19 protein-coding genes are annotated in these 24,159 nt (G+C 68.0%); 14 read left to right on the top strand and 5 right to left on the bottom strand.

Going from position 1 to position 24,159, the window contains the following annotated elements; all coding sequences use genetic code 11:
* The first annotated feature begins 4 nt into the window (after nucleotides 1–4).
* Nucleotides 5–1,519 carry an ATP-binding protein gene (locus ABE422_RS15665; RefSeq protein ID WP_313211606.1) on the top strand — a complete coding sequence of 505 codons (1,515 nt, stop codon included), beginning with the start codon at nucleotides 5–7 and terminating at the stop codon, nucleotides 1,517–1,519.
* On the opposite strand, the gene ABE422_RS15660 is transcribed toward ABE422_RS15665, so the two are convergent.
* Nucleotides 1,520–2,254, bottom strand: a complete 735-nt coding sequence (locus tag ABE422_RS15660) for a 20S proteasome subunit A/B (RefSeq protein WP_152152276.1) — start codon at nucleotides 2,252–2,254, stop codon at nucleotides 1,520–1,522.
* An 84-nt stretch (nucleotides 2,255–2,338) separates the two neighbouring features.
* Here ABE422_RS15660 and folK point away from each other — a divergent pair, with 84 nt between their 5' ends.
* Nucleotides 2,339–2,830 (top strand): 2-amino-4-hydroxy-6-hydroxymethyldihydropteridine diphosphokinase, encoded by a 492-nt coding sequence (gene folK, locus ABE422_RS15655; RefSeq protein ID WP_313211607.1) that lies wholly within the window; start codon nucleotides 2,339–2,341, stop codon nucleotides 2,828–2,830.
* Between the two features lie 65 nt (nucleotides 2,831–2,895).
* Here folK and ABE422_RS15650 read toward each other — a convergent pair whose 3' ends face one another.
* Nucleotides 2,896–3,633, bottom strand: a complete 738-nt coding sequence (locus tag ABE422_RS15650) for a pteridine reductase (RefSeq protein WP_313211608.1) — start codon at nucleotides 3,631–3,633, stop codon at nucleotides 2,896–2,898.
* A gap of 56 nt (nucleotides 3,634–3,689) precedes the next feature.
* Here ABE422_RS15650 and ABE422_RS15645 point away from each other — a divergent pair, with 56 nt between their 5' ends.
* Nucleotides 3,690–4,874 carry a class I SAM-dependent methyltransferase gene (locus ABE422_RS15645; RefSeq protein WP_313211609.1) on the top strand — a complete coding sequence of 395 codons (1,185 nt, stop codon included), beginning with the start codon at nucleotides 3,690–3,692 and terminating at the stop codon, nucleotides 4,872–4,874.
* Nucleotide 4,875: 1 nt separating this feature from the next.
* Nucleotides 4,876–5,265 (top strand): VanZ family protein, encoded by a 390-nt coding sequence (locus ABE422_RS15640; RefSeq protein WP_313211610.1) that lies wholly within the window; start codon nucleotides 4,876–4,878, stop codon nucleotides 5,263–5,265.
* A 65-nt stretch (nucleotides 5,266–5,330) separates the two neighbouring features.
* Here ABE422_RS15640 and ABE422_RS15635 read toward each other — a convergent pair whose 3' ends face one another.
* The 3 genes from ABE422_RS15635 to ABE422_RS15625 form a co-directional block, all read right to left on the bottom strand.
* Nucleotides 5,331–7,667 (bottom strand): family 20 glycosylhydrolase, encoded by a 2,337-nt coding sequence (locus tag ABE422_RS15635; RefSeq protein ID WP_346483288.1) that lies wholly within the window; start codon nucleotides 7,665–7,667, stop codon nucleotides 5,331–5,333.
* Between the two features lie 93 nt (nucleotides 7,668–7,760).
* The gene (locus tag ABE422_RS15630) at nucleotides 7,761–10,391 is read right to left on the bottom strand and encodes a TonB-dependent receptor (RefSeq protein WP_346483287.1); all 2,631 of its coding nucleotides are present in this window, start codon (nucleotides 10,389–10,391) and stop codon (nucleotides 7,761–7,763) included.
* Nucleotides 10,392–10,526: 135 nt separating this feature from the next.
* Nucleotides 10,527–11,555 (bottom strand): glucokinase family protein, encoded by a 1,029-nt coding sequence (locus tag ABE422_RS15625; protein WP_346483286.1) that lies wholly within the window; start codon nucleotides 11,553–11,555, stop codon nucleotides 10,527–10,529.
* 100 nt (nucleotides 11,556–11,655) lie between these two features.
* Between ABE422_RS15625 and ABE422_RS15620 the strand changes: the two genes are divergently transcribed.
* From ABE422_RS15620 to ABE422_RS15575, 10 genes are all read left to right on the top strand, one after another.
* Nucleotides 11,656–11,922: a hypothetical protein gene (locus ABE422_RS15620; RefSeq protein WP_346466634.1), complete on the top strand. Its 267-nt coding sequence runs from the start codon at nucleotides 11,656–11,658 to the stop codon at nucleotides 11,920–11,922.
* Complete coding sequence (locus ABE422_RS15615) at nucleotides 11,922–13,214, top strand: sugar MFS transporter (protein ID WP_313211616.1); 1,293 nt, start codon at nucleotides 11,922–11,924, stop codon at nucleotides 13,212–13,214. Before ABE422_RS15620 ends, ABE422_RS15615 begins: the two co-directional genes overlap by 1 nt.
* Before the next feature lie 42 nt (nucleotides 13,215–13,256).
* The gene (locus tag ABE422_RS15610; RefSeq protein ID WP_313219581.1) at nucleotides 13,257–14,324 is read left to right on the top strand and encodes a LacI family DNA-binding transcriptional regulator; all 1,068 of its coding nucleotides are present in this window, start codon (nucleotides 13,257–13,259) and stop codon (nucleotides 14,322–14,324) included.
* 6 nt (nucleotides 14,325–14,330) lie between these two features.
* The gene (locus ABE422_RS15605; RefSeq protein WP_313246741.1) at nucleotides 14,331–15,359 is read left to right on the top strand and encodes an SIS domain-containing protein; all 1,029 of its coding nucleotides are present in this window, start codon (nucleotides 14,331–14,333) and stop codon (nucleotides 15,357–15,359) included.
* A complete protein-coding gene (gene nagA, locus ABE422_RS15600) occupies nucleotides 15,359–16,507 on the top strand; it encodes an N-acetylglucosamine-6-phosphate deacetylase (RefSeq protein ID WP_346483285.1) in 1,149 nt (382 codons plus the stop codon). Before ABE422_RS15605 ends, nagA begins: the two co-directional genes overlap by 1 nt.
* The gene (locus tag ABE422_RS15595; RefSeq protein ID WP_346483284.1) at nucleotides 16,504–17,571 is read left to right on the top strand and encodes a heparan-alpha-glucosaminide N-acetyltransferase domain-containing protein; all 1,068 of its coding nucleotides are present in this window, start codon (nucleotides 16,504–16,506) and stop codon (nucleotides 17,569–17,571) included. Before nagA ends, ABE422_RS15595 begins: the two co-directional genes overlap by 4 nt.
* Before the next feature lie 119 nt (nucleotides 17,572–17,690).
* On the top strand, nucleotides 17,691–20,684 hold the full coding sequence (locus tag ABE422_RS15590; RefSeq protein ID WP_346483283.1) for an autotransporter domain-containing protein: 2,994 nt from the start codon (nucleotides 17,691–17,693) through the stop codon (nucleotides 20,682–20,684).
* Between the two features lie 159 nt (nucleotides 20,685–20,843).
* Nucleotides 20,844–21,866 carry a S41 family peptidase gene (locus ABE422_RS15585; RefSeq protein ID WP_346483281.1) on the top strand — a complete coding sequence of 341 codons (1,023 nt, stop codon included), beginning with the start codon at nucleotides 20,844–20,846 and terminating at the stop codon, nucleotides 21,864–21,866.
* A gap of 70 nt (nucleotides 21,867–21,936) precedes the next feature.
* Nucleotides 21,937–22,656 (top strand): helix-turn-helix domain-containing protein, encoded by a 720-nt coding sequence (locus ABE422_RS15580; protein ID WP_137190365.1) that lies wholly within the window; start codon nucleotides 21,937–21,939, stop codon nucleotides 22,654–22,656.
* Between the two features lie 123 nt (nucleotides 22,657–22,779).
* Nucleotides 22,780–24,075, top strand: a complete 1,296-nt coding sequence (locus tag ABE422_RS15575; RefSeq protein WP_313211622.1) for an MFS transporter — start codon at nucleotides 22,780–22,782, stop codon at nucleotides 24,073–24,075.
* Nucleotides 24,076–24,159: the final 84 nt, after the last annotated feature.

Raw genomic sequence — 24,159 nt, 5'->3', positions numbered from 1 at the left:
GCCCATGCCGCTGACCGGCCCCGCCCTGGGTGCGCTGCGGATCCTGCTGATCGAGGATTCGCCGGAAGACGCCGAACTGATGTGCGAGCAGATGCTCGACGCTGGCCTGGAGGCGAGCTTCGAGCGGGTCGAGAGCGCGCAGGAACTGCGTGAGGCGCTCGAGCGCGCCGCGCCGGATATCGTGCTGTCCGACCTGAGCATGCCCGGCTTCTCCGGCAATGAAGCGCTGCAGATCGTGCGCGCCGCGTTGCCCGAGGTGCCCTTCATCTTCGTGTCCGGCACGATGGGTGAGGAAAACGCGGTGGCCGCCCTGCACCAGGGCGCCAACGATTACATCATCAAGCACCAGCCGGCGCGTCTGCCCTCGGCGGTGGCGCGTGCCGTGCGCGAAGCGCGCAGCGCGATCGACCGCCAGCGGGTGGAAGCCGAGCTGATGCGCGCGCAGCGTCTGGAAAGCCTGTCGCTGCTGGCGGCCGGCCTGAGCCACGACCTGCGCAACATCCTGCAGCCGCTGCTGATCATGCCGGACCTGATGAAGGCGCGGACCGACGATCCGCAGCTGCACCATCTGGCCGACATCATCGCCGAGTGCGGCCGGCGCGGGCATGAGATGGCCGAATCGATGCTGTCCTTCGTGCGCGGTTCGCGCAACAGCAGCGAGCACATCTGCCTGGTCCACCTGTTCGAAGGGGTCGAGCTGCTCCTGCGCAGCAACCTGCCGGCCAAGGTCACCCTGCACCTGGAGGTGGCCGATGGCCTGGCGGTGGATGCCAACTACACCGAGCTGCAGCAGGTCCTGCTCAACCTCGCGCTGAATGCCATCCAGGCCATGCCGGACGGCGGCCGGTTGACGCTGCGCGCGGCATCCGCCGCCGATACGCATGGCGAGGATTGGTTGCGGATCTCGGTGACCGATGAAGGCATCGGCATGGATGCCGACACGCTGTCGCATCTGTTCAATCCCTTCTTCACCACCAAGGCCACCGGCACCGGTCTGGGCCTGATTTCGTGCAAGCGCATCATTGAAGGCGCACACGGCAGCATCCACGTCGACAGCCAGCCGGGTGTCGGCACCCGCTTCGATCTGCTGCTGCCGATGCGCGAGATCGCCGACACTGCCGCTGCGGTCGACGGGCCGATCGCCGCCGGTACCGGCCAGTCCATCCTGGTCGTGGATGGTGAGGCGACGCGGCTGTCGCTGCTGGGCAATGCGTTGTCCAGCCAGGGCTATCACCTGCAGCTGGCCTCCGATGGTGCGGCCGCGCTGCGCTGGATGCAGCAGGAGAGCATGCCGGCCCTGGTGATCGCCGATGCCGGCTCCAAGCTGCTCTCGGCCAGCCACCTGCTGGGCGAGATGGCCACGCTGGGCTACCGCGGCCCGGCGCTGGTGCTGGAAGAAGCCGAGGTGACCGTGCCGCTGGCGGTGTTCCCGCCCGGCATCAATGTGCACGTGCTGCGCAAGCCGCTGGAAATGCAGCAGGTGTTCCGTTCGGTCGCCGAGGCGCTGGAAACCGCCTGATCAGGCCTCCCAGGGAAACCGGGGGAGGCTGGCCACGGCCTGTTCGAGCTTGAAGGACCAGTTGCCGTGGATTTCCGCGTAGAGCGGACTGTCGCCGGCCAGGCGCATGCGCTGGGTGATGCGCAGGTCATCCTTGCGGATCAGCACCAGATCCACCGGCAGCCCGACCGACAGGTTGGAGCGGATGGTCGAATCCAGCGAGACGATGGCGGTGCGCGCAGCGTCTTCCAGCCGCGTCTGCGGGCGCAGGATCCGGTCCAGGATCGGCTTGCCGTACTTGGACTCGCCGATCTGCAGGAACGGGGTCTCCGGCGAGGCCGCGATGGCATTGCCGAGCGGATAGATCATGTACAGCCCCGGATGCTCGCCGCCGATCTGGCCGCCCAGGATCAGCGTGGCCTGGGTCACGATGCCGTCCTGGCCCGCCTCATGCGTGCTGGATTTGACCTGGCTGTCGAGCAGCACCCGGCCCACGTACTCGGCCACCTCGAACAGATGCCGGTAGGCGCGCAGGTTTTCCGGGCGTTGTTCCTCCACATCGCGGCGCAGCCGTGAGATCAGCAGCTGGGTGGTCGCCAGGTTGCCCGCGGCCATGATGACGAAGGCGGCTTCACCGGGAAACTCGAACTCGTGCAGCTTGCGGTGCACGCGTACGTCGTCCAGCGACGCGTTGGTGCGGGTGTCGGCGGCGAAGACCAGGCCTTCGTCCACCTCGATGCCGACGCAATAGGTCATGTCGGTGTCCTATGATGTGCACCCCGATTCTATGCGCTGGGCATGTTGCCCCCGTGTGGAATCGCCCCACGTACGCTGAATACCATGACCACTGCGCTCCTGAGCCTGGGCAGCAACCTGCAGCCGCAACAGCACCTTCACGCCGCGGTGGAAGCGCTGCGCGCGCGTTTTGGCGCGATCGCTGTATCGCCGGCCTACCGCACTGCCGCGGTCGGCTTCGACGGCCCGGATTTCCTCAACAACGCCGTGGCGATCGAGACCGATCTGCCGCTGCAGACGCTGGATGACTGGCTGCACGCGCTGGAGGATGCCCACGGCCGCGACCGCAGCGGCCCGCGCTTCAGCGACCGCACCCTGGATATCGATGTGGTGTTCTACGGCGATCTGATCGTGGAAGGCCCCGGCCACCTGCGCATCCCGCGCCCGGAGCTCAAGCACGCCTTCGTGCTCAAGCCGTTGGCCGACATCGCGCCGGACTTCCGCGACCCGGTCAGCGGGCTGACCCTGGAGGCGCTGTGGCGGGCCCATCGGCAGTTCGGCGAGCCGTTCGACACGATGGAGCTGGTGCCGGTCTGATCGATGCGGTAGGTACCGACCGTTGGTCGGTACGGGGCCCGCATGCGACCACCAACGGTGGCCGCCTACGACAACGTCCGCCCACCATCCACGCGCAGCGTGTGCCCGGTGACGAACGCGGCCTCGGTGGCCAGCCAGTACACCGCCTCGGCGATCTCCTCCACCGTGCCGGTACGGGCCAGCGGCGTGCGCGCCAGCAGCGCCTGCTGGGCGAAATCGTCCTTGCCCTGTTCCGGCCACAGGATGGCGCCAGGGGCGACCGCGTTGACCCGTACCTTGGGCGCCAGTTCCAGCGCCAGCGAGCGGGTGACCATTTCCAGGGCTGCCTTGGCGGCGGCGTACACCGGGTGGTCACGCATCGGCTGGGTACCGTGCAGATCGGTCAGGTTGACGATGCTGCCCTGCTGGCGGCGCAGGTGCGGCGCGGCGGCCTGGGCCAGCAGCAGCGGCGCGCGGGCGTTGACTGCGAACAGGTCGTCCCATTGCGCGGCGGTGATCTGGCCGAGCAGGGTGGGGTAGAAGTTGGAGGCATTGTTGACCAGGCTGTCCAGACGGCCGAACTGGGCCACGGTCTGGTCGATCAGATCGGGCAGGGCATCGGCATCGCGCAGATCCGCCTGCAGCGCCAGCACGCTGCCCGGGCGCAGCATGTCCATGTCGAAGGCCATCTGCTGCAGCTCGGTCGTGGAGGTGTGGGCGTGCAGCACCACCGACCAGCCACAGGCGTGGAACTGGCGGGCGATGGCCGCGCCGATCCGGCGCGCGCTGCCGGTGATCAGCGCCACGGGCGCGGTATCGGTCATCGGGGGTACTCCCTGCTCAGGCTATGCTGTGCATTGTCACCGCAATCGCCCGCGCCATGCATTCCCCACTGCCCACCCCCGAATCCGACGCCCTGGCCCACAGCGACGAGCTGGCTGCGGCGCTGCGTGCTGAAATCCTCGCCAACGGCGGCGCGATGCCGTTCTCCCGTTTCATGGAGCTGAGCCTGTACACCCCCGGTTGGGGCTATTACAGCGCCGGTGCCAGCAAGTTCGGTGCCGCCGGCGATTTCACCACCTCGCCGGAAATCGGCGCGCTGTTCGCCGCCACGCTGGCCAATGCGATCGCCCCGGTGATGCAGCAGCTCGGCCCGGAAGCGCGTTTCATGGAAGTGGGGGGCGGCAGCGGCGCGTTCGCCGAAGTGCTGCTCAAGCGCATGCTGGAACTGGACGCGCTGCCTGAGCGCTACGCGATCCTGGAGCCCAGCGCGGACCTGCGCGAGCGCCAGCGCGAGCGCCTGGAAAAGGCGCTGATCCCGCCCGTGTTCGCCCTGGTGGAGTGGCTGGACGGCCCGTTCGATGACGACTGGGACGGCATGGTCTTCGCCAATGAAGTGATCGATGCCTTGCCGACGCCGCGCTTCCTCGCGCGCGATGGCATGGTGTACGAGGAAACCGTCGAGCTGGATGCACAGGGCGCCTTCGTGCGCGGCGCGCAGCCGGCCGATGCGATGCTCACCGCAGCGGTGCGGCATGTCGAGCACTACCGCGAGAAGCCCTTCGCCGATGGTTACCGTTCCGAACTGCTGCCGCAGCTGCCGTACTGGATCCAGGCGATCGCCGGCGGCCTGAAGCGCGGCGCGATGCTGTTCGTCGATTACGGCTACCCGCGCAACGAGTATTACCAGGACGACCGCGACGACGGCACGGTGCGCGCGTTCTATCGCCATCACGTGCACAACGATCTGTACCGCTGGCCGGGCCTGCAGGACCTGACTGCCTCGGTGGATTTCACCGCGTTGGCCGAGTCGGGCACCGGTGCCGGATTCGAACTGGCCGGTTACTGCACGCAGGCCAGTTTCCTGCTCGGGAACGGGCTGGATACGCTGCTGGAGAAAGCCGATGCGCGCACCGACGAGATCGGCCGCGTGCGCCTGCGCGATCAGGTGAAAAAGCTGACCCTGCCGACCGAGATGGGCGAGCGCTTCCAGGTGATGGGCTTCCAGCGTGATGTCGATTTCGAACCCGCCTTCGAACTCGGCGATCTGACCTGGCGGCTGTAACGTGGCGGCCCCGGATCTGTTGAAGCCGCTGCGCTGGCCGCGGTTCTGGCTGGCGCTGTGGTGGGGGGCGGTATTGGGCACGATCGTGGTCTGCCTGATTCCGCCGCCGCCGCTCGCATTGCCGGAGAACAGCGACAAGGTCGAGCATTTCCTCGCCTATTTCCTGCTGGCCGCCTCCGCCGTGCAGATCTACCAGCGGCGTGCGGCGCTGGTCTGGGCCGCGGTCGGCCTGGTCGCGCTGGGCATCGGCATCGAATTCGCGCAGGGCGCCTTGACTGTCAACCGCATGGCCGACCCCATGGATGCGCTGGCCAACAGCGTTGGCGTACTGGCCGGCATGGCGATCGTGTTCACCCCGTTGCGCGATCTGCTGGTGCGCCTGCGCGGTTGATGGGTGTGACGTCGGCGACGCACGACCGGTAGTGCCGGCCGCTGGCCGGCACCCCGGTGCCCGAATTAGCGCGGCAACAGCGTCATCTCATCCAGCACCCACATCGTCGGCCGGGTATCGCCGGTGAAGCGCACGCACAGGTTCTGCGTACCCTTCAGCGACCGCGGCAATGCCGCCTCCAGCGTGATGAAGCCATCGGCGCCCGGCGCGGCCGGCAGCGTGACGCTGGCCAGCGGTTTGCCATCGCACTGCCCGCCGAGGATGTCCATCTCCCCGTGTGCGCTGCGCTTGGGCGCGAAGCGGCGGTTCGGCTCGTCGTGGGCCAGCTGGAAGTAGTACGGGATCTGCCCGGCCCGCACGCGCAGTTTGGCGATGCCCTCCACGTTCGCGTCTTTCCACAACCAGCACGGGTTGAAGATGTCCACGTTGAAGATCGCGCGCTCGCCATCGGCCGGGCCGTCGTCTTCCAGGCGCAGCAGCAACTGGCCTTCGCCCGGGCACTGCGCGAGATGTTCGTCGGTCCGCGACAGCAGCGACGCGGCGGTGACATCGAAGCGGCTGGCCGCCTTGGCCAACGCCTGGCCGTTGAAGAACGTGGCCGCCTGCAGCGCCACCGGCAGCGGCTGCTGCAGCGGGGCGGTGTAGCGCGGTGACTGCGCGGTGACCGCGCTGCCATCCACGCTGTAATGGATGTCGTAGCCGAGCGCGGTGCGCAGGGCCAGCGTCGCGGTGCCGGCGGCGCGGTCGTCCGTGCTGTCCAGCTCCACCTGGAACGGCGTCTGCGCATACGCGATGCCCATCGCCTGGTAACGCTGCAGCTGCGCTGGCAGGCGCGCCAGGAAATCCGCATAGTCGCGGCGCTCGCGCGGCGACCAGCCGGTCTCGGCCACCGCGGCCAGGCGCGGGAACAGGTTGTGCTGCAGACGCGCGTAGCTGCGCGTGTGCTCGGTGAACATGTTGGCCTGCAGGCCGAGGATGTGGTGCTGCTTGTCCTTGGCCAGCGCGTCCGGCACCGGCTCGAAGCCGTACACACGTGCCAGCGGAATCGTCGCCGGGCGGCCCGGCGGTTCGTTCGGTGAGTTGGTCTGCAGGTAGTCCATGTACATGTCGGTCACCGGCGACATGACCACGTCGTGGCCCTCGCTGGCGGCCTTGAGGCCGCCCTCGGTGCCGCGCCAGGACATCACCGTGGCTTCCGGCGGCAGCCCGCCCTCGAGGATTTCATCCCAGCCGATCAGGCGCCGGTCGTGTTGTTCCAGGAAGGTCTCCAGGCGCTTGATGATGTGGCTCTGCATTTCCATCTCATCGCCGGCGCCCACGTCGCGCATGCGTGCCTGCACCCGTGCGGAGGCCTCCCACTGGTCCTTGACCGCTTCGTCGCCACCCACGTGCACGTACGTGGCCGGGAACAACGCGATGACTTCTTCCAGCACGTTCTCGAGGAACTCGAGGGTGCTGTCGTCGGTGTTGAACAGGTTCGGGAAAACGCCCCATTCGCTCAGCGGCTTGAGTGGGGTGTCGATCGTGCCGAGTTCCGGGTAGGCCGCGATCGCTGCGGTGGCGTGGCCGGGCACGTCGATTTCAGGAATGACCTGGATATGGCGCGCGGCGGCATACGCGATCACCTCACGGATCTGGTCCTGCGTATAGAAGCCGCAGTACGGGCGCTCGGCGCCGGTGACCGGGTCACGGCCGCCATCGCCGGCCGGAATGCGGCAGCTGCCGATGCCGGTCAGTTTCGGGTAGCGCTTGATCTCCATGCGCCAGCCCTGGTCATCGGTGAGATGCCAATGGAAGGTGTTGAGCTTCTGCTCGGCCATCGCATCGAGGACCTGCTTGATCTCATCCAGGCTCTGGAAGTGGCGGGCCGAATCGAGCATCAGGCCGCGCCAGCTGAAACGGGGCGCATCGTCGATACGCAGCGCCGGGAGTTTGCCATCGCTGCCGCCGGTGAGCAGCTGCGAGAGCGTGGCCGCACCGTAGAACAGGCCGGCTTCGGTGGCGGCCTGCACGGTCGCGCCACGCGCGTCCGAACGCAGCTGGTAGCCCTCGGTACCGGTCTTGAGCGTGGCATCGAGCACGAAGCGGATGCCGTCCTTGCCGCGTCCTTCGCTGACCGTTACCGCCGGGCCGCCGCTGTCGCGCAGCAGGGTGGCGAACTGCGTGGCGACGCGCTGGGCGGCCTGGCCCTGTGCACGGACCGGCGTGGCGGCGGTCACGGTGTACCCGGCGCCGTCGATGCGATCGACCTTGGCGGGCGCGGGGATCAGCATCAGCGAACCGGGCAGGGCCTTCGGGCCAGCCGGTGCCTGTGCGTCGGCAGCCTGGGCCAGCGGTGCGAGGGAGAGCGCCAGTGCGAAGGGCAGCAGCGACAGCGAGGTACGACGGGTGCGGGTGTGCATCGGGTCATTCCTTTGTAGCGAATCGGGTTCCACCTGTGAAACGGGCCCGGAAATCCGGGCCCGTTTCAGGCATTCAGCATAGTGCCAAGGCAATCAGAACTTGAAGTGCAGGGTTGCCATGTAGCGGCGGCCGCTCTTGTAACGCGAGGCCAGGTGATCCTTGTCGCCCAGGTACTGGAAATACTCTTCATCGAGCAGGTTCTGGGCGTCCACGGTGACCGACCAGTTCTCGTTGAAGGTGTATCCGAAGCTGGCGCCCAGCTCGGCGTAGTCGTCCACGCTGGCCGGTGCCGAGCCTGCGACGTAGCCGCCGGCCAGATAGCTGTCACGCCAGTTGTAGGTCAGGCGGGCGTTGATCGGGCCCTTCTCGTAGTACGGGCTGAACGCAACCGAGTTGCGCGACTGGTAGGGCAGCGCATCACCGGAATTGTTTTCGCCGTTGGCGTAGGTGTAGTTCGCGGTCAGGCCGAAGCCGCTTTCGCCGAAGGGCTGCTGGTAGCTGAGGTTGAAGCCCTTGACGTGGCCGCTGCCGGCATTGCGCGGACGCTGGATGCTGTAGTCGCAGTAGCCGTCGGCCGCACAGCCGTTGGTGCCCACGATGTTGGCCCAGGTGGCCGGCGAGGTATCGCGGATCGAGTTGTACTGGCGCTCGGTGACGGCGCTGGTATCGATGTAGTTGTCGATCTTCTTGTAGAACAGCGACCAGGCCACCACCGACTGCGGAGCGAAGTAGTACTCGGCCGACAGGTTGTAGTTCCAGGACTCATACGGCGACAGGGCCGCATTGCCGCCACTGCCGGTCAGCGTGGTGTCGTTGAGGAAGGTATTGTTCACCATCTGGTTGTACGGCGCCCACGCGATGACCTTGCTGGCGCCGAAGCGGAACACCCAGTCGCTGTCGGTGTCGTAGACCAGATTGACCGAGGGCAGCAGGAAGTCTTCCTTCTTGGTCTGGGTCTGCCACTTGCTGTCCAGGTCGGTCAGGGTGGGGGTGCCGCCGTAGACGAAGCCGCTGCCGGCCGTCTTGGAATCCACGTAGCGCACGCCGACGTTGCCGCGTACCGGGCCGTTGGAGAAGTTCAACTGCGCATAGGCGGCGTTGTTGGTCTGCTCCAACGCCCAGCTGTTGTTGAGGTAGCTGGCCGGATCCGGGTTGGCGAAGTCCAGCGGGCTGCCCTTGACCCAGTTCAGCACGTTGTCACGGCCAACCTGGATATGACGGCCCTGGCCATCGGCGAAGCCCTGGATGTCGGTCAGCCCGATGGTGCCGACGTCGGCCAGGGTGCCCGGACGCACGCCGCCATACACGTTCAGATCAAAGCTCTCTTCATGCTTGCCGTGGCGAACGCCGAACTGCAGCTGGTTGAAGATGCTGTCGAACTGCACATTGAAGTCCAGCTGTGCGTAGGTGTCCTTGCTGTCGGTGGAGAAGATACCGTTGTTGCCGAACCAGCCACCGGCCGAGCCCCAGTTGGCCGGACTGCGGGCCGCATCGGGGTTGTCGAAGGTGATGCCCTTGTCCAGGTTCCAGCTGAAACCACCGTTGTAGAACGGCTCGATGAAGTACTGGGCCAGGTCCTTGTTCTCGGACTTGCTCTGGCCAGCCTGGCCACTGATGCCCCAGCCCTCGCCCTTCCAGGCGCCACGCAGGTCCAGGCCCTTGGTGGTCACTTCGGATTCGCGCACGTTGTTGTCGTAGATCACCGTGCCGCTGTTAGCGGTGGCACTGGCGTTGGAGTGGCCGCTGTTGACCACGCCGTTGCGCACATCGCCGAGCTGGTTGACCGCACCGATGGTGCCGGGATTCCAGGTCAGGAAGGAATACATCGACTGGTTGTAGTTGTCGAAGTTTTCCTTGATGTACAGGCCGCTCAGGTTGAACTCGAGCTCATCGGTCGGCTTGAACTGCAGGTTGACCACGGCGCTGTCGCGCTTGCGGTCCTGCTGGAACCACGCCGCATTGACCGAGTTGGGCACATCCGCGTTCGGGTCCACGCCCGGCGCATTGGTGAAGGTGGAGGCCTTGGCGTACCCGAACACTTCCATGCCCTGGCGGTCCACGCGCTCTTCATAGTGCTGCGCGGCCACGTTGATGCCGAAGGTTTCCTCGTCGTTCTTCCAGCTGTAGATCGCCGAGGCGTTCGGCTTGCCCTTGCTGGCCTGGTCGCTGTAGCTGTACCCCACCGAGGCGGCCACTTCATTGGCGCGCATGTCCAGCGGCTGACGGGTGTGCATCAGGATCGTGCCGCCCAGGCTGCCTTCGGTCAGGCGCGCTTCGGAGGACTTGATGACTTCCATGCGGCCCAGGATCAACGGCGACAGCAGGGTGTAGTCGAAGCCGCGGTTGGGCTGCTCGCCGTACAGCCAGATCGCCTGCGCGACCGGGTGGCCATCCAGGAAGGACAGGTTGAGGCTGGGGTCGGTGCCGTCGATGCTGACCCGCTCACCCTGGCCGAAGCGACGGTCCAGCGAGATGCCTGGCAGCTGCGACAGCGCCTCGGCCACGTTGGTGCTGGGGAACTTGCCGATGTCCTCGGCGGTGATCGCCTCGGAAATGGTCACGTTGTTGCGCTTGGTATCCAGCGACTTTTCCAGGCTGGCGCGGATGCCCACCACGCTGACCGTGTCCAGGTCGGTGGGGGTGGTCGAGGTTTCCTGCGCCTGCGCGCCGAACACCAGACAGCTGAAAATGGCTGCCGAAAGCAGACTCTTGCGGTGGTTCATGATGTCTCTCCTCATCAATCCGATGGTTCGCCGGCGACGGCGTGTCTTCTTGCGTCTGGTACGACTTTGCCGCGCGCACTGGACGGGGCGCGCAATGGGTGCCACGTACTGCGTATTGCCTTTCCCTGCACGCCCTCAGGCGTTCGGGTGGTCCCTATGTCCCAGGTACCAGCTGGCGGCGCCGATGACGCCCAGCTGCCCGTGCTCGACCACCTTCACGGGAATGCGTTCCAGCGCCTCGCGCATCGGCCCCTTGTTGAGGTACCGCTCGACGAAGGTGCTGTTCAACAGGAAATCGCGGATCTGCGGCAGGATGCCGCCGGCCAGGTAGACCCCGCCGGTGACGCCGTACTGCAGCGCCATGTCACCGATCGTGCTGCCGAGCAGGCCGCAGAACACGTCCAGGCTCTGCCGCGCGAGCGGGTCCTGATCGGCCACGGCGGCGGCGGTGATCGCATCGGGGGTGGTCAACGTCGGTGCGTGGCCGTTCAACGCGCACAGGGCGCGATACAGATTCATCAGGCCGGGGCCGGACAGCGCCTGCTCGACCGAGACATGCGACCGGTCGCGCAGCATCTGCCGCACGATCGCCATCTCCAGTTCGGTGGTGGTGGCCAGCGTCGGCTGGCCGGCTTCGGTGGCCAGGACCACCGCGCCATGGGCGGTCGGGATCCATACCGCCGCGCCGAGGCCGGTGCCGGGACCGACCACCAGGGTCGGGCCGCGCGGGGCGGTGGCCGGGCCGGTCAGCTGCAGCACGCCGCTGGCATCGACCTGGGCGGCGGCGTAGGCCACGGCTTCGAAGTCATTGACGATGTACACCTGGTCCAGCCCGACATCGCGCTCGATCTGCCGCGCCGACAGCGGCCAGGGCAGGTTGGCGGTGATCACCGTGCCGTCGTCGCGGGCATAGCCGGCCGTGGCGACCACGCAATGCGTCGGGCGCGGGCCGTCGGCCAGGAAGTCGGACAGGATCGCGCTGAGGCCGGCGTAATCCGCATTGCGGAACTTGCGGTAGTCCAGCAGCTCCACCGGATGGGCCGGATCGGCGCTGGCCTGGACCCGGCCAACCCGGACATGCGTGCCACCCACGTCGGCGGCCAGGAACGGCGGCGTCGCGGCGGGCGGGGCATGGGCCGGTACAGCGTGGGCGGCGTTGGTCACACGGACTCCATCGGTTGGGCACGGCCAGGGCTGACCCGGCGATTGAGGCGGAGTCTGTAATCGTTCTGACAACGATGTCAACGATAACCTCACACTTTCGATGCTGCGCCGCAACGTGGGTTTGCGCGGGAAAACGTTTTCATCACACTGCCGTCATGTTTTCGCAAACTGCCGTGAATACGGGCTTCGCTCCGCCCGCGCCGAGCGCTGCCGCCAGATTGCGCAGGTGCAGCAAAGGAAAATGCGCGGCGCTGGCGTGAACCAGTTGTTGACAAACCTGGCGGCTGCAACGAATAAATGTGACAACGTTGTTCCCAGCCACTCTTCCGATGCCGCCCAGGCGCCGTCGATGCAGGAGCCTCCTTGATGTCTGCCGTGCCTGCTGCCTCCGCGCGTTCGAGCGTGCTTACCTCGATCCTGATCATCGGCGTGCTGTTCTTCCTGATCGGCTTCTTCACCTGGCTCAACGGCCCGTTGATCACCTTCGTCAAGCTCGCCTTCGAGCTGGACGAGGTCGGCGCCTTCCTGGTGCTGATGGTCTTCTACCTGTCGTATTTCTTCCTGGCCCTGCCGGCCTCGTGGATCCTCAAGCGCACCGGCATGAAGAAGGGCCTGAGCCTGAGCCTGCTGGTGATGGCGGCCGGTGCGGTGGTCTTCGCGCATTTCGCCCAGCAGCGCTGGTACCCGGGCGCGCTCAGCGGCCTGTTCATCATCGGCAGCGGCCTGGCCCTGCTGCAGACGGCGGTCAACCCGTACATCAGCATCCTCGGCCCGATCGAGACGGCGGCGCGGCGCATTGCGCTGATGGGCATCTGCAACAAGATCGCCGGCATGCTGGCCCCGGTGCTGATCGGCACGCTGGTGCTGCATGGCATCGGCGATCTGGACGCCCAGGTGAAGGTCGCCGATGCGGCCGCCAAGACGGTACTGCTCAATGACTTCGCCGCCAAGATCCAGCTGCCGTACATGGCCATGGCCGGGCTGCTGGTGGTGCTGGCAGTGGGCGTGCTGTTCTCGCCGCTGCCCGAACTGAAGACCGCTGAAGCCAATGCCACGCCGGCCCGCGCGCCCGGGGTGGCCGAGCGCACCAGCATCTTCCAGTTCCCGCACCTGTGGCTGGGCGTGCTGTGCCTGTTCGTGTACGTCGGCGTGGAAGTGATGGCCGGCGATGCGATCGGCACTTACGGCCACGGCTTCGACCTGCCGCTGGACCAGACCAAGATGTTCACCTCGATCACCCTGGGCGCGATGCTGATCGGCTACCTGGCCGGCCTGGCGCTGATCCCGCACCTGGTCTCGCAGTCGCGCTACCTGAGCATCTCGGCGGTGCTGGGCGTGTTGTTCTGCATCGGCGCGCTGCTGACCCACGGCTATGTCTCGGTGGGCTTCGTGGCGGCCCTGGGCTTTGCCAACGCGATGATGTGGCCGGCGATCTTCCCGCTGGCGATCCGCGGCCTGGGCCGCTTCACCGAGACCGGCTCGGCCCTGCTGGTGATGGCCATCGCCGGTGGCGCGATCATTCCCCAGCTGTTTGCCGTGCTCAAGCAGCACTTCGATTTCCAGTGGGTGTTCGCCGGCCTGATGGTGCCCTGCTACCTGTACATCCTGTTCTATTCGATGCGCGGCCACCGCGTCGGGCTGTCCCGCGACGGGCAGTGATCGGCGATCATGGACGCTCAACCGGTCAGCCAGGAAAAGACGATGCGTAGAGCGACCATCAAGGATGTCGCCGAACGGGCCAAGGTATCGCTGAAGACGGTCTCGCGGGTCATCAACAACGAGCCCTCGGTGATGCAGGCCACCCGTGCACGGGTGCTGCGTGCGATCGCCGAGCTGGACTACGAGCCCGATCCGGCCGCGCGCAACCTGCGCACCGGCACCACGCTGGTGGTCGGGCTGGTCTACGACAACCCCAACCCGTACCACATCATCGGCGTGCAGAACGGCGTGCTCGCCGCCTGTCGCGAAACCGGCTTCGGGCTGCAGATCCACCCCTGCGATTCCAGCTCGCCGATGCTCGCCGAGGAACTGGTCGACTGGGTGCAGCGTTCGCGCCTGGCCGGGCTGGTGCTGACCGCGCCGATGTCCGAGCGCAAGGATCTGGTGGCCGCGCTCACTGCCCGCGGCATCAAGCTGGTGCGCATCATCGCCGCCACCGCCGATCCCGAAGACGGCGCGTGCGTGTTCGTCGATGACCGCGAAGCGGCCTATGAAATCACCGAGCACCTGATCCAGCTGGGCCACCAGCGGATCGGCTTCCTCTGGGGCGGCACTTCGCACAGGTCCAGCGGCGAACGTTACGCCGGCTACGAAGCAGCACTGCGCGACTACGGCATGAGCATCGACAAGCACCTGGTGGTGCAGGGCGATTACACCTTCGATGATGGTTTCCGCGGCGCACGACGGTTGCTGGCGCTGCGCGAACCGCCTACCGCGATCTTCGGCTCCAACGATGAAATCGCCGCCGGCGTGCTGGCGGCAGCCAAGTCCACCGGCATGAACGTGCCCTACGACCTGTCCATTGCCGGTTTCGAGGACAGCCCGTTCTCACGCCAGTCCTGGCCGCCGTTGACCACCGCCAAGCAGGCCACCGAAGACATCGCCCGGCATGCCGCGCGCCTGCTGATCGCGCAGCTGCGCAGCGATGCCTACGACGACGCACCACTGCAGCTGCAGAACCAGGGCTTCGTGCCGCAGCTGGTGGTGCGTGGCTCCACCGCGCCGATGCGCCCGCAGGGTGCACGGCTTCCTTCTCCTGAAACGACCTGAGTCCCCATGTCCCTGCCTGCTCCCCACGACACCCTGATGTACCGCGAAGCCGCCGAGGCTGCCGATGTGATCGCCGCGCAGTTCGCGCGCAACCAGGTGGCCGTGGAGACGCTGGCCGCCAGCCTGCGCGCGGCGCCGCCGCCGTTCGTGGTGACCTGCGCGCGGGGCAGCTCGGACCATGCCGCCACTTACGCCAAGTACCTGCTGGAAACGCGCCTCGGGCTGGTGACTGCCTCGGCGTCGCCGTCGGTGGGCTCGGTGTACGAAGCGCCGCTGAAACTGCGGGGCGCGCTGTACATCGTCATTTCGCAGTCGGGCAAGAGCCCGGACCTGCTGCGCAACGCCGAGGCCGCGCGTGCGGCCGGTGCGCGCGTGGTGGCGCTGGTGAACGTGGAGGATTCGCCGCTGGCGCAGCTGGCCGAAACGGTGATCCCGCTGGGGGCCGGTGCCGAACGCAGCGTGGCGGCGACCAAGAGCTACCTGGCCTCGTTGTCGGCGATCCTGCAGCTGGTGGCCTACTGGAGCCAGGACGCGGCACTGATCGCCGCACTGCGGGCGCTGCCCGATGCATTGCGCCAGGCCTGGAACAGCGACTGGTCGGCGCTGACCGACGGCCTGGTGCCGGCGCACAACCTGTTCGTGCTTGGCCGCGGCCTGGGCCTGGGCGCGGCCCAGGAAGCCGCGCTGAAGTTCAAGGAAACCTGCGGCCTGCATGCCGAGGCCTATAGCTCGGCCGAAGTGAAGCATGGCCCGATGGCGCTGGTGGGCCCGGGCTTCCCGGTGCTGGCGTTTGCCCAGCCCGATGAAACCGGCGCGGGCACCCGCGCGGTGCTGCAGGAGTTCGGCGCGCGCGACGCGCAGGTGTGGCTGGCCGATGTCGATGGCGACCTTGCGCTGCCGGTCGCACCGCACCCGGCCTGCGCACCGCTGCTCACCGTGCAGGCCTTCTATCGCGCCATCAACGCACTGGCGCTGCGCCGCGGGCACAACCCGGACCTGCCGCCGCATCTGAACAAGGTGACGGAAACCGTCTGATGAAAACCGTCCTGCGCAATGCCCGGATCCTGGCCGGCGATGAGTTCCGCGACGACCTGGCAGTGGTGATCGAAGACGGCCGCATCACCGCGCTGGTCTCCGACGCGGCCCCGCAACTGGGCAGCGCCGACGAACAGGTGGACCTGGGCGGCGGCTGGCTGCTGCCGGGCTTCATCGACGCGCAGGTCAACGGTGGCGGCGGCGTGCTGTTCAACAACACGCCCGACGTGGACAGCCTGCGCACGCTGGCTGCCGCGCACCGCCGCTTCGGCACCACCGGGCTGCTGCCCACGCTGATCAGCGACGATGTGCAGGTGATGCGCCGCGCGATCGACGCCACCCGCGCGGCCATCGCGCAGGGCGTGCCCGGCGTGCTCGGCATCCACCTGGAAGGCCCGTACATCGCGCCGGCGCGCAAGGGCACCCATGACGCCAACAAATTCCGCGTGCCCGACGCTGACGAGATCGCGATGGCGGCCTCGCTCGACAACGGCGTGACCCTGTTGACCCTGGCCCCCGAACGGGTGCCGCTGGAGAGCATCCGCGCGCTGGTCGAGCGCGGCGTGATCGTGGCCGCCGGGCATACCGCCGCCAGTTACGAGGAAGCGCGCGCCGGGCTGGACGCCGGCATCCGCGGTTTCACCCATCTCTACAACGCGATGTCGCCGTTGACCGGGCGCGAGCCGGGTGCGGTGGGCGCGGCGCTGGAAGACCGCGACAGCTGGATCGGCATCATCGCCGACGGCGTGCACGTGCACCCGGCCAGCCTGCGCGTGGCGCTGGCGGCCAAGCCGCGCGGCAAGGTGATGCTGGTCACCGACGCGATGCCGCCAGTGGGCGCCGACAGCCCCAGCTATGAGCTGTATGGCGAAATGATCACGGCCGTGGACGGCGTGGTGCGCAATGCCGCCGGTTCGCTGGCGGGCTCGGCGCTGGACATGGCCACGGCGGTACGCAACGCGGTGCACCTGCTCGGCCTGCCGCTGGACGAGGCTGCACGCATGGCCTCGCTTTACCCGGCGCAGTTCCTCAACCTGGACGACCGCCTGGGTGAGATCGCCGAGGGCTACCAGGCCGACCTGGTGCTGCTCGACGACGCACTGCAGGTGCGCGCCACCTGGATTGCCGGCGAGCGCGAGGACGCATGACCGCCTCCCCATCGCCGCGCATGGGCTCGATCGATGCCCTGCGCGGGCTGACCGTGGCGGCGATGCTGCTGGTCAACAACCCCGGCGACTGGGGCCATGTGTATGCACCGCTGCTGCATGCGGACTGGCACGGCTTCACGCCCACCGACCTGATCTTCCCGCTGTTCCTGTTCATTGCCGGCGTGTCGATGGCCTTCAGCCTGTCGCCGCGCGCGGGCGAGCCTGCGTTGCGCCCGGCCCTGCGCAGTGGCCTGCTGCAGCGTGCGCTGCGCATCGCGGTGGCCGGCGCGTTGCTGCACCTGCTGGCGTGGTGGCTGATGGACCTGCCGGCCTACCGGCTGTGGGGCGTGCTGCAGCGGATCGCGCTGTGCGTGGCGGTGGTCGGGCTGCTGGCGATCCAGACGCGTGCGCGCACGCAATGGGCGGTGCTGGTCGGGCTGCTGCTGGTGTACACGGCGATCCTGCTGGGGGCCGATTCGCTGGCACCGTGGGTCAACCCGGCCAGCCGCCTGGATACCGCGTTGTTCGCGCCGCTGCTCTACAAGTACGACCCGCTGACCGGGCTCGGCCACGACCCCGAAGGGCTGCTGAGCAGCCTGGGCGCGCTCGCCAGCACGCTGCTGGGCCTGCGTGCGGGCGCGTGGCTGCGGGCGGGGCAGGTGGGTGGGCTGGCGGCGCTGGCCACGGCATGCCTGTTCCTGGGCGGTGTAGCGACGCTGTGGCTACCCCTCAACAAGCAGCTGTGGACCCCCAGTTTCGTGCTGTGGACGGGCGGGCTGTCGGTGGCGGCCTTGCTTCTGGCTCACCTGCTGGTGGATCGCTGGGGTGCGCCGGCGCTGGGCCGACGCTTCGGCGTCAACGCCATTGCCGCCTACCTCGGCTCGTCAGCGATGGCGCTGCTGCTGATGGCCAGCGGCGCGTGGGGATGGCTGTACCAGACGCTGTCGGCGCTGCTGCCGACGGCCCCCGCACTGGCCTCGCTGCTGTGTGCGCTGAGCTTCGTGGCGGTGTGGTGGGGCGTGGTGTGGGCGCTGGACGCGCGGCGCATCTACCTCAAAATCTAGGATGGGCATCACGTGCGTTTACCCCCCCATCACGGCGCGGCGGTAAAAGTACTGACGCCGGTCTGCGTAGAAGCACTGGGCCGTTGCCGTACCCCCCTCTTGTAGAACAGGAAAGGCGTATGCGCTCCAAGCCCGCTTCGCCGGCACGCACCGTGCTGGCCGACCGCATTTCATATTGGTTGCGTCGAAGCTGCGGGGGCGCGCTCGGCACGGTCCTGCTGGCCGGTACCGCGCCCGCCTGGGCCGGCTGCGACAACCCCGCGCCCGGGCAGGACCAGACGGTGACCTGCTCGACCGCAGCGCCCAATCCGGATCCGGTGGCGATCGTCACCGCCGGTGGCGCGTCCAACACCACCATCAACGTGCTGGCCAACGCGCAGCTCGGTATCGCCAGCGGCAATGCGATCACCGTGCAGGCCGGTACCGGGCATGTCATCAACAACAGTGGCAGCATCATCGCCAACGCCGGCCGCGCGCTGCAGCTCAACGGGGCCACCTACCTGACCAACCGCGGCACCCTTGCCGGCAGTACCGGCGGCGTCGTGTCCGGTGCCGGCAACGATCGCATCGACATGCTCGGCGGCAGCATCCAGGGCGGCGTGCTGCAGGGCGCGGGCAACGACACCCTGGTGATCCGCGACGGCGTGATCGACGGCGTCGACCAGGGCGATGGGCAGGACAGCCTGGAGATCAGCGGCGGCAGCGTGACCGGCACCGTGCAGCAGGGCTCGGGCATCGACACCTTCCTGATGACCGGTGGCAGCATCGGCGCCCTGCTGCAGGGCGATGCGCTGGACCGCTTCCGCATGACCGGCGGGCGCATCGTCGGCGCGTTCGACGATGGCGACTACGCCGAAATGACCGGCGGCCGTATCGGCCGGGTCAACATGAAGCTGGACGACAACACCTTCCTGATGTCCGGCGGCACCATCGACGGCAACCTGGTCACCGGTTTCGGCCGCGACACCATCGTGCTGTCCGACGGCTACATCGGCGGCAACATCAGCGTCAGTGGCGGCGATGACGCGGTGACCATCACCGGCGGCACCGTGCGCGGCGAAATCCGGCTGAGCTTCGGCAACGACAGCCTGACGTGGAACGGCGGCGGCGTGGTGCACGGGGCGATCGACTTTGGCGAAGGCGATGATGTCGCGCAGCTGAGCAACCTCAACAACGCCCACCTGGGCGCGCTGCCGTCTTTCGATGGCGGGCTGGGCAACGATGTGCTCGGCCTGGACAACGTCAAGACCAATGGCGTGGCGCGCTTCACCAACTGGGAACAGGTGGCGCTGCGCGACGATACCCAGCTGACGTTCGATGGCACGTGGGTGCTGGGCGACAGCGGCAGCGGCACGGGCAGCCTGGACATCGATGCCACCAGCGCGGTGTTCGGCGGCGGCAGCAACGGCGTCCTCGCCCCGTTCGTGGCCGGGCGGCTGGCCACGCTCACCAATGCCGGCCGCATCGATCTCAGCAATGGGGGCGGCGTCGGCGATACCTTCACCGTGGTGGGCAACTATGTCGGCAACGGTGGCGCGTTGTACCTCAACACGGTGCTGGGCGACGACAGCTCGCTGTCGGACAAACTGGTGATCTCCACCGGCAGCGCCACTGGCACCACCGGCGTGGGCATCCTCAACGCCGGCGGCACCGGCGCGTCCACGGTGGCTGACGGCATCCTGGTGGTGCAGGCGATCAACGGTGCGACCACCGCGCCCACCGCGTTCGCGTTGTACAACCCGGTCGCTGTTGGTGCCTACGAGTATTTCCTGTTCAAGGGCGGCGTCAGCGGCGGCACCAGCGAAAACTGGTATCTGCGCTCGACCCTGGTGGCCAGCGTGACCCCGGCGCCCGCACCGCCGCCGGGTGGAGTCACCACGCCGCCGCCCCCGCCGCCGGAGGGCGCCGGGACCCCGCCGGCGGAGCTGCCACCCGCGCCGCCCCCGCCGCCGGACGTCAATCCGCCGGATGATCCGAACCCGGCCGCGCCCGAGCCGGCCCCACCGCCGGAGCCGGCCGATCCGGCCGACGTGGCGCCGCCCACCATCGATACCCCGCCGCCGGTGCCCACCGACGTGGCGGCGGTGCCCGGGCCGCTGGCGGTGCCGCCCACGCCCGGTGCGCGCCCGGCGCAGGGCGACATCATTCCGCTGTACCGCTTCGAGACCGGCCTGTATTCCGTGGTGCCGCCGCTGCTGCGCGAAACCAGCCTCGCCAGCCTGGGCACCTTCCACGAACGCCAGGGCGAGCAGCGGCTGTTGGCCGGGCAGGGCGGCGTGCGCGCGGCATGGGCGCGGCTGGTCGGGCAGAGCCACGAACAGCACTGGGAAGGCGACGCGCAACCGGGCTTCGACGGCGACATCCAGGGCATCCAGGCCGGCCTGGACCTGTACGCCAACGCGGGCGATAGCCATCGCGACCAGTTCGGCGTGTTTGTCGGGCGCACCCGTGCGCAGGGCAACGTGACCGGTTTTGCGATCGGCTGGGAAAACGTTGCAGTGGGCCGCACGCGGCTGGATGACAAACACGTGGGCGTGTACTGGACCCGCGCCGGCAGCGCCGGTGGCTACCTGGACGCGGTGGTGATGCAGAGCCGCTACGACGGCGACGCAACCTCCTCGCGCGGGCTGGGCATCGACGTGCGTGGCGATGGCACTACCGCCTCGCTGGAAGTGGGCAAGCCGCTGCTGCGCTTCGGGCAGAGTGCGTGGTGGCTGGAGCCCCAGCTGCAGGTGATCTGGCAGCGCACGTCGGTGGACGATGCCGGCGACGCGGTGTCCGCGCTGCGCTTTGACAACGACAACGCCTGGACCGGACGCGTGGGCCTGCGCCTGGCCGCCGACTACGACATCGCCGGTAACGGCTGGCAGCCTTACGTCAAGCTCAACTACTGGCAGACCCTGGACGGCGAAGACCGCATCGATTTCGATACCAACCGCATCCTCAACCAGCAGGATTCACGCGCGCTGGAAGTGGGCGTGGGCGTCGTTGCGCGCTTCAACAGCACCGTCAGTGCGTTTGCGGTAGCCGATTACACGCGCGACCTGGAAAGCAGTGCGCAGAAGGAGCGCAAGGTGATCGAAGGCAATGTCGGGTTGCGGTTGGACTGGTAGGGCGACAGCCAGCAGGGATCCGCGGCGGCACGCCGGGCGCAACCGGCGCTGCCGACCGCGTTGTGGCGTGAGGCATCGCTGGTTATGCGAACGGCGCACTGTTCCGGCTGGCGGGTGCAGCGGTAAGCTGCAGCCTCTTCACTACAGGGATGTAGCGCGATGATCGCAGGACGTTGCGGGTGGTTGATGGTGGTCTTGGCAGCGGCAAGTGGCGCTGCAAACGCACAGGACGTACCCAGTGCCGAGGCACAGGCGCGGATCCTGGATCTGCTGCAGCAGCAGTCGCTGTATCGCGACCGCGTGGACTGGTCCAAGGCCCGCGCGGAGTTGGCGGCCGCGCGTGACCCGGCGCAGACGCGGCGGTTGCTGGACGATGTGATCCAGCGCAGCAGTGGCGGGCACGGGCGTTGGATATCGCCCAGCCAGTTGCGCACGGAGTCGAAACGCGCACCGGCCACGCAGGCAGCGATGGGCGCTGCGCCCCTTCAGACAGAGGACGCCAGCACGGGACCGACAGCGCGGCTGGGGTGGATCAAGGTGGGCGCCTACATGGACGACCAGACCCAGCCCCAGGAAGTGCAGTACCAGGCCCGCAAGCAGGCGGCCATTGCGCTGCAGGCGGGCATCCAGGAACAGGACGATGGTAATCGCTGTGGCTGGGTGGTCGACCTGCGCGGCAACAGTGGCGGCAACATGTGGCCGATGCTGTTGGGCATGGGTCCGTTGCTGGGCGATGCCAAGGGCGCTGATCCGGTGGGCATGTTCCTGCTGGCCGACAAACGCCAGCCGTGGGCGTACCGCGAGGGTGCGGTCTGGCTGGACGGCAAGGCGGTGGTCGGATCGCGCAACACGCAGTACGCACTGCGCCACCCGGGCGCCCCGGTGGCCGTGCTGTTCGGGCCGCGCACTGCAAGTTCCGGCGAGGCATCGGTACTGGCCTTCCGCGGCCGGGCAGCGTCGCGCAGCTTCGGCCAGCCCAGTGCGGGCTATTCCACCGCCAATACCCCGCAGCGTCTGCCCGATGGCAGTCTGCTGTTGTTGACCGGCAGTGTGATCGCCGACCGCAACGGCGTCGGCGATGGCAACCGCCTGCAGCCCGACGTGATTGTGGCCGAGGGGCAGGATGCAACGACGGCCGCGCAGGCGTGGCTGTTGGCGCAACCGGCCTGCAAGCTGCCCTGAAAGGTCGTCGCCCCGGTCTGGCGTGTTGCTATTGGTGGCATTACCCGCGGGGGGGAAGTACGCTTTCCCGATGCGAACCAAGCCCAATGCACAGCCCAACCAGAGCCTGATCGACGGCATCGCCACCCTGCAGGCGCTGGCCTCGTCCCCCGAGCCGGTCGGCTGCCGTGAACTGGCCCGGCAGCTGGACGCCAACCCCACCCGGGTCAACCGGCTGCTCAAGACCTTGGCCTACCTTGGTATTGCGCGGCAGACCGCCGACCGCAAGTACACCGCCGGCCCGGGCATGCACGTGCTGGCCGCGCAGAGCCTGTTTGCCTCCGGGTTGATCCGGCGCGCGCTGCCGGTGCTGGAACACCTGCGCCGGTTCGGCCACACGGTGGCGCTGGGGGTGCTCTGGAACGACAGCGTGAGCTACCTGTTCCATGCCCCGCCTGGCATCGAGGCGGCACGCGGGCTGGGCCGCATCGGGCTGCTGCCCGCCACCACCAGCGGCATCGGCATCGCGCTGCTGGCCCAGCTGGGCGACGAGGACGTGCGCGAGCTGTACGCCGACCGGCCGATTCCCATGTTCCCCGAGGGCATCGAGCAACTGCTGGCCACCCTGGCCATTACCCGTGCGCAGGGCCACGCGCGCGTGCATGTGGCCGACGAACGTGACCACCACATCGTGGCCATCGCGATGGGCGATCCGGTGCATGCCGGCATTGCCATGTCCGGCTGGATCCCGGAAGCGGCCACCGAGGAACTGGTGGCGGCGCTGCGCGCGGCGGCGGCGGAAATCGGCTGAGCGATTGCCGCAGTGCGGTTTGACATGTTGCTACAATAGCAATACGTTGCAGCCTTCCGATGGGGAGGCATCAGCGATGTCCAAGCGTGCAGGCGGGTGAGCGGGACCGGGAAAACCAAATGGGTGCTGCTGGCGCTGCTGTTCTTCTCGACCGTCATCAACTACCTGGACCGGCAGGCGCTGTCGATCCTGGCGACGACCATCCAGGCCGACCTGAAGATGACCGACCTGGAATATGCGCGCGTAGTGCAGGTGTTCCTGTTCGCCTACGCGGCCGCCTATGTCATGGCGGGGCGGGTCACCGATTGGCTTGGCGCGCGCGTGGCACTGCTGCTGTTCGTGGGCTGGTGGTCGCTGGCCAACATCGCCACCGGGTTCGTGCGCAGTGCGGTGGAGCTGGGCGCGGCCCGCTTCGCGCTGGGCCTGGGCGAGCCGGGCAACTACACGGTGGGCACCAAAGTGGTGTCCGAACAATTTCCCGCGCCGCAACGCGGGCTGGCACTGGGGCTGTACACGGCCGGCGCGATGATCGGCGCCACGCTGGCGCCGCCGCTGATTGGTGGCATCGCGCTGACCTACGGCTGGCGCAGTGCGTTCTGGATCACCGGCGTGGCCGGACTGCTGTGGATGCTGGCGTGGTGGTGGGCCTATCCGCGCAAGGCGCAGGTGCCGGCTGCAACGCCGCAGGCCGAGGCCGCCGCTGCAGCCGAGGCCAGCGCGACCCCGGGACTGGAAACGCCGGTGCCGGTTGCGCCGCCCACCTCGATGAAAGGCGTGTGGGGGCGGCTGGCGCGCGACCGTACCGTTTGGGCACTGGTGGCGTCGCGCGCGGTTGCCGATCCGGTCTGGTACTTCTACCTGTTCTGGTTCCCCAAATACCTGGGCGATGCACGCGGCATGAGCCTGGCGATGATCGCGTCGGTGGCGTGGATCGTGTACGTGGCCGCTGATATCGGCAGCGTGGGCGGCGGGCTGATTTCCGGCCGGCTGGTGAAGCGCGGCATGCACCCGGTGCGTGCGCGCCTGACCACCATGATGGGCGCGGCGTGCCTGGCACCGGTCGGGCTGTTCGTGGCGATGCATCCCCCGATTCCGCTGCTGCTGGCGCTGGCCTGCGTGGTGACCTTCGCCCACCTTACCTACCAGATCAACCTGACCACGATGACCGTGGACCTGTTCCCGTCGCGCTACATCGCCTCGGTCGCCGGTCTGGTCGGCTGCGGCAGCGCGCTGGGCGGCATGGTGTCGGCGCAGGTGGTGGGGCACCTGGTGGCCGACGGCAACTTCGATCGCGCCTTCGTGCTGATGGCCTTCCTGCATCCTATCGCGGTGCTGTTGGCGTGGACCGCGTTGAAGCAGGCGCGCCGCTCGAAGATGACCTTGATCGGCCCGCAGGCTGCGGCGGTTGCGGCCGGCTGAGAAACGCCGCGCGTCCCGCCAATGAAGCGCGCGCGGATCATGGCCGCGTCGCCACGCGACCAGCAAACGAAACGCCACCGCACG

The organism is Stenotrophomonas sp. TWI1151, assembly GCF_039673135.1.
Taxonomy (GTDB): domain Bacteria; phylum Pseudomonadota; class Gammaproteobacteria; order Xanthomonadales; family Xanthomonadaceae; genus Stenotrophomonas.
This window is presented reverse-complemented; position numbering and strand designations above follow the sequence as displayed.